This is a genomic window from Caulobacter sp. B11 (assembly GCF_002737765.1).
Lineage (GTDB): Bacteria > Pseudomonadota > Alphaproteobacteria > Caulobacterales > Caulobacteraceae > Caulobacter.
Genome location: NZ_PEGG01000151.1, coordinates 1 through 4,275, shown reverse-complemented (window position 1 = coordinate 4,275; position 4,275 = coordinate 1). Strand labels below are relative to the sequence as shown.

The 4,275-nt window shown below is 70.2% G+C and carries 5 protein-coding genes; 4 read left to right on the top strand and 1 reads right to left on the bottom strand.

Features of this window, described 5'->3' with window-relative positions; translation table 11 throughout:
* Positions 1 to 453 precede the first annotated feature (453 nt).
* A complete protein-coding gene (locus CSW58_RS07480; protein WP_236627707.1) occupies positions 454 to 1,107 on the top strand; it encodes a tetratricopeptide repeat protein in 654 nt (217 codons plus the stop codon).
* Between the two features lie 48 nt (positions 1,108 to 1,155).
* Here the strand turns inward: CSW58_RS07480 and CSW58_RS07475 are convergent, their stop codons facing one another.
* Entirely contained in the window at positions 1,156 to 2,043 is an 888-nt protein-coding gene (locus CSW58_RS07475) for a branched-chain amino acid aminotransferase (RefSeq protein WP_099446868.1), read from the bottom strand.
* Between the two features lie 80 nt (positions 2,044 to 2,123).
* Between CSW58_RS07475 and CSW58_RS07470 the strand changes: the two genes are divergently transcribed.
* From CSW58_RS07470 to CSW58_RS07460, 3 genes are all read left to right on the top strand, one after another.
* On the top strand, positions 2,124 to 2,615 hold the full coding sequence (locus tag CSW58_RS07470; RefSeq protein WP_236627706.1) for a MarR family winged helix-turn-helix transcriptional regulator: 492 nt from the start codon (positions 2,124 to 2,126) through the stop codon (positions 2,613 to 2,615).
* Positions 2,612 to 3,313, top strand: a complete 702-nt coding sequence (locus tag CSW58_RS07465) for a response regulator (RefSeq protein WP_099446866.1) — start codon at positions 2,612 to 2,614, stop codon at positions 3,311 to 3,313. Before CSW58_RS07470 ends, CSW58_RS07465 begins: the two co-directional genes overlap by 4 nt.
* A 141-nt stretch (positions 3,314 to 3,454) precedes the next feature.
* Positions 3,455 to 4,275: HAMP domain-containing protein (locus CSW58_RS07460; protein WP_143755120.1), on the top strand; the 821-nt coding region annotated here is incomplete at its 3' end.

Sequence of the window (4,275 nt, the reverse complement as noted above, 5' to 3'; positions counted from 1 at the left end):
GACGTGGCTGATTTAATGGCGCCCGGGCCCTGCGGCGCCGCTTCCGACGTCGCTTTGCCCCGGGCTTCCCTGACGGTTGAGACGGCTCGACGCCCCTGACGGGCTCGGTTGTCTTGTCCGTCCGGACGGATGGGGGACAGGGAATGTTGGCTCGAATCGTGGGGATGGCCCTGGGGGCGATCCTGGCGACGACGGGATACGTGATCGCCGGCTGGGCGCCCTTGGGGGGTGGGCCACGGACCTGGATCTCGGTCCCTTCGAACCGCACCGGAACATCGTGGGCGTGGCGGCGGTGATCGTGGGGGGCTCCTGATCGTCGCCGCCCTGAGCCGCGGCCCAAGCCCAAGCCCCGGCGCAAGCCCGAGCCGCTCGGTCTGGCCATGGCCGACGATCCGCCGATCGCCGTGCCGATCGGCCAATGGACGCCGTCGGTCGCGCCCGAGCCCCCGCCCGGTGGTCCAGCCGGCCCCGGCCACCGTCGAGGCGGCGCCCAGCGCCGCGCCGTCGCCGACCTTTGAGTCCCTGCGCGCCGAACTGGTGTCCCACAGCCGCGCCGAACGCTGGTCCGAGGCCGCCCAGGCGCTCGACCGGATGAAGCGCGCCGCCCGCGATGATCAGCAGCGGGCGATCGCCGCCCGCGACCTGGGCGATTTCATGCACGGCCAGGGGCGTCTGGACGAGGCGGCCGAGGCCTATGCCGAGGCGGTGTCCTTCGCCCGCGACGCCCTGCGCACCGCGCCCGACGCGGCCCCGGCCATCGACCTTCTGGCGGGATCCCTGTCAGGGGTCGGCGACGTGGCCGAGGCCGAGGGACGGCTGGACGAAGCCCTGACCGCCTTCGAGGAATCCCTGGCCCTGCGCCGCTCGACCGGCGGTCGCGAGGCCGCCGATCCCAACGCCCAGGCCGCCCTGTCGATTTCGCTGGAACGGCTGGCCGACGTCCGTGAGGATCGTGGCCACCGCATGCGGGCCCTGGCGCTCTACCGGGAAAGCTTCGACGTCTCGGCCCGCCTGGCCGCCGCCGACCCGGCCCGCTTCGGCTCGGACTTCGCGGCCACCCGTCAGCGCCTCGCCGAGCTGGAGGCCAAGGTCGGGCCGATCGATTGACTCCAAACACCTTCTCCCGCGAGGGGAGAAGGGATCTGGACCTTTAGATCAGGCGTCGACCAGTTCGCGGCGCACCAGGCGCGCATAGTCGTCCATCAGGGTCAGCGAGATCTTGCCGGGGGTGAAGCGGAATTCGCCGACCTCCGAGACCGGGGTGACCTCGGCGGCGGTGCCGACGATGAAGCACTCGCTGAACTCGGCCAGCTCCGGCTTCTCGATGAACCGGGTCACCACCTTGTAGCCACGCTTCTCGGCCAGTTCGATCACCGTGCGACGGGTGATGCCGTCGAGGAAGCAGTCGGGGGTCGGGGTGTGGATCACGCCGTCCTTGACGAAGAACACGTTGGCGCCGGTGGCCTCGGCCACATAGCCGCGATAGTCGAGCATCATCGCGTCGGCATAACCGTCCTTTTCGGCGGCGTGCTTGGAGATGGTGCAGATCATGTAAAGGCCGGCGGCCTTGGCGGCGGTCGGGGCGCTGGTCGGCGAGGGCCGGTTGTACTTGGCCCAGGTCAGGCGGATGCCGCGGGCCTTGGTCTCCGGGTCGAAATAGCTGGGCCATTCCCAGGTGGCGATGGCCACATGGATCTTGCTCTGCTGGGCCGAGACGCCGATCATCTCGCTGCCGCGCCAGGCGATCGGCCGAACATAGCAGTCGGTCAGGCCGTTCTTGGCCGCCGTCGCCTTGCAGGCCTCGTCAATCTCGGCCACCGTGTAGGGGATCTCGAAGTCGAGGATTTCGGCCGATTTGAACAGGCGCTCTGTATGTTCGGTGAGCTTGAAGATCTCGCCCCCGTACATGCGCTCGCCCTCGAACACCGAGGAGCCGTAGTGGAGGCCGTGGGTCAGTACGTGCACCTTCGCGTCCCGCCAGGCAACGAACTGGCCATCCAGCCAGATCCAACCGTCGCGATCGTCAAAGGGAACGAGAGACATCGGTCCAAGACCTCCTTATTTGGAACTCGGTTCTTAGACGCCGAGGGGCGTGGAAGGTCAAATAAAATGGACGCCTGCGGGTGGTGATCGCCGCCGACCCTCGACTGATCCTGCGGGATGAGGAACTCGACAGCGGGCTCGAATTGCTGCTGCTCGCCGAGGCCGCGCTGTGGGCGGCGGTCGACACCGCCCTGGAGAGCGAGGCCGCGGGCCTGGGGCGCTCGCACTGGCGCGCCGCTTTCCTGCTGCGACGCCGGCCGGGGATCGGGGTGCAGGACCTGTCGCGCCTGACCAGCCTGTCGAAACAGGCCGCCAGCAAGACCCTGTCCGACCTGCAGCGCCTGGGCTTAGCGCAGAAGGCCGCCGGGGAGCTGGACGCCCGCCGTCGGCCCGCCGTGCTGACCGAGGCGGGCGTCGACTTCGAGGCCCGGGTGTCGGAGCGCCTGCGCGCCCTGCTGGGCCGGGCCTATCGCACCGGCGGCCTGGACGGAGTGGTCGGAACGCGCCGTATCCTGGCCGCCCTGGCCGGGCCCCGTCAGGGCGTCGGCTTGATCCGCAAGGAGGTCCCATGAGCCCCGACGAGCGTCGCGAGCGGCATCTGCTGGTGGTCGATGACGACGACCGCATCCGCACCCTGCTCAAGACCTTCCTGACCCGATCCGGCTTCCGGGTCAGCGCCGCCGCCGACGCGGCCCATGCCGATCGCCTGATCGGCGCCATGGACTTCGACCTGCTGGTGCTGGACGTGATGATGCCGGGCGAGGACGGGTTCTCGTTCACCCGGCGGCTGCGGGCCAGGGGCGGCGAGGTCGGCCGCACGCCGATCCTGATGCTGACCGCCCGCGACCAGACCGGTGATCGGATCGAGGGGCTGACCCACGGAGCCGACGACTATCTGGCCAAGCCGTTCGAGCCACAGGAGCTGTTGCTGCGCATCGAGGCGATCCTGCGCCGCGCCGCGCCCAAGCCCTCGGGCCCGCGCCAGCTCAGCCTGGGCCGCTGCGCCTTCGAGCCCGAGCGCGGCGAGTTGACCTGCGACGGCGAGCCCGTGCGCCTGACCGAGGCCGAGGTGGCCCTGCTGCGTCGTCTGGCCCGGGTGGCGCACGAGCCGGTCGACCGGCTGGAACTGGCCCGCGACACGGTCGACGCCACCGGCCGGGCGGTCGACGTCCAGGTCACTCGCCTGCGCCGCAAGATCGAACCCGACCCCAAGAACCCCCGCTATCTGCAGACCGTGCGCGGCGTGGGCTATCGGCTGGCGCCGGATTGATGGGGGCCTTGCTGATCAGATCCTCCCCCTGGCGGGGAGGTGTCCGCGAAGCGGACGGAGGGGGAAGCGGACCCCCGGCCTGAGGAACTTCCCCCTCCGGCCCTCCGGGCCACCTCCCCCGATGGGGGGAGGATCTCAGTGATGCGCCTGCGCACCCGCCTGTTCATCCCCCGCCAGATCAAGCGCTGGCTGCCGACCTCGCTGTTCGGGCGCAGCCTGCTGATCATCATCCTGCCGGTGGCGGTGATGCAGATCGCCGTCACCTGGGCCTTCTTCGACGCCCATTGGGAGACCGTCACCAGCCGCCTGTCCGAGGGCCTGGCCGGCGACGTCGCCTGGGCGGTGCAGACCTATCAGGACGATCCCTCGCCGACCGCCGTGGCCAAGATGGCCCAGCGCGCCGAGGACTCGATGTCGCTGTCGATCGCCCTGCAGAAGGGCCGCAAGCTGCCCACCGGCCAGAGGCCGTCGATCTTCGCCTCGCTGGACCGCGCCCTGCGCACCGCCCTGACCGACCGCCTCGAGGCGCCGTTCTGGTTCGACACCACCCGCTATCCCGGCCATGTCGACATCCGGGTTCAGGTCGACGAGGGCGTGCTGCGGATCATCGCGCCCCGCGATCGGGCCTTCGCCACCCAGGGTCACATCTTCATCCTGTGGATGGTGGTGGCGACCCTGTTGCTGACGGCGGTGGCCATCCTGTTCATTCGCAACCAGGTGCGGGCCATCGAACGCCTGGCCGAGGCCGCCGACGCCTTCGGGCGCGGTGTCGACGAGGCGGCGTTCAAGCCGCACGGGGCCAGCGAGGTGCGCAAGGCCGCCCAGGCCTTCCTGGCCATGAAGGCCCGCATCCAGCGCCATATCGAGCAGCGCACGGTGCTGCTGGCCTCGGTCAGCCACGACCTGCGCACGCCCCTGACCCGGCTGAAGCTTGAAATGGCCCTGGCCGAGCCGGGTCCCCA

Excerpts from the sequence above, each read along its gene's own strand:
- CSW58_RS07475 (WP_099446868.1), bottom strand. The coding sequence starts at position 2,043 with ATGTCTCTCGTTCCCTTTGACGATCGCGACGGTTGGATCTGGCTGGAT.
- CSW58_RS07465 (WP_099446866.1), top strand. The coding sequence starts at position 2,612 with ATGAGCCCCGACGAGCGTCGCGAGCGGCATCTGCTGGTGGTCGATGAC.